Origin of the sequence: Sphaerisporangium fuscum, assembly GCF_018531465.1 — a bacterium.
GTDB lineage: Bacteria > Actinomycetota > Actinomycetes > Streptosporangiales > Streptosporangiaceae > Sphaerisporangium > Sphaerisporangium fuscum.
In genome coordinates, this window is record NZ_JAHDTF010000090.1 from 1 (window position 1) to 888 (window position 888).

Genomic DNA, 888 nt, shown 5'->3' on the forward strand with positions numbered 1-888 from the left:
CCGCCGTTCCAGGGAAGCCCCCTGTGGGGGTGGCTCGGGCCGCTGCTGGTGGCCGCGTTCGGCGGGTTCCTGCGCTTCTACCGTCTCGGTACGCCGAAGGCGGTGGTGTTCGACGAGACGTACTACGCCAAGGACTCTCTGTCGCTCATCAACTTCGGCGTGGAGCGGGTCACGCTCAAGAACGCCGACAAACTGCTGCTCAAGGGCGACACCAAGATCTGGCAGCACTGCGCGCCCTCCGAGATGGACAAGTGCGCCTCCTACGTCGTCCACCCGCCATTGGGTAAGTGGATGATCGGGGTGGGTGAGTGGCTCTTCGGGGCTGATCCGTTCGGGTGGCGGTTCTCGGCGGCGGTGGTCGGGGTGGTCTCGATCCTGGTCCTGGCGCGGGTGGCCCGGCGGATGACCCGTTCCACGCTGCTGGGTTGTATGGCCGGGTTGCTGCTGGCGTTGGACGGGCTGCATTTCGTGCTCAGCCGTACCGCGCTGCTGGATGTCTTCGTGATGTTCTGGGTGCTGGCCGGGTTCGCCTGCCTGGTGGTCGATCGTGACCGCTCCAGGGAGAAACTTGCCGCCTGGTATGAGACCTCCCCGCTGGCCGGGGCGGGCCCGTGGCTGGGGGTACGGCCCTGGCGGCTGGCCGCCGGGGTCTGCCTGGGAGCGGCGTGCGCGGTCAAATGGAGCGGCGTCTTCTTCCTGATCGCCTTCGCCGTCATGAGCCTGATGTGGGACGCCGGAGCCCGCAAGGCGATCGGGTTGCGCCGCCCCTACGGGTCGGCGCTGCGCCAGGACGCCCCCACCGCCCTGCTCCCCATGGCCCTGGTGCCCGCTCTCACCTATCTGGTGTCCTGGACCGGCTGGTTCGCCACCCCCTACGGCTGGGGCCGC

At 68.8% G+C, this 888-nt stretch carries 1 protein-coding gene; it reads left to right on the forward strand.

The features are described 5' to 3' along the window. Positions 1 to 888: dolichyl-phosphate-mannose--protein mannosyltransferase (locus KIK05_RS46440; protein ID WP_250564604.1), on the forward strand; the 888-nt coding region annotated here is incomplete at both ends.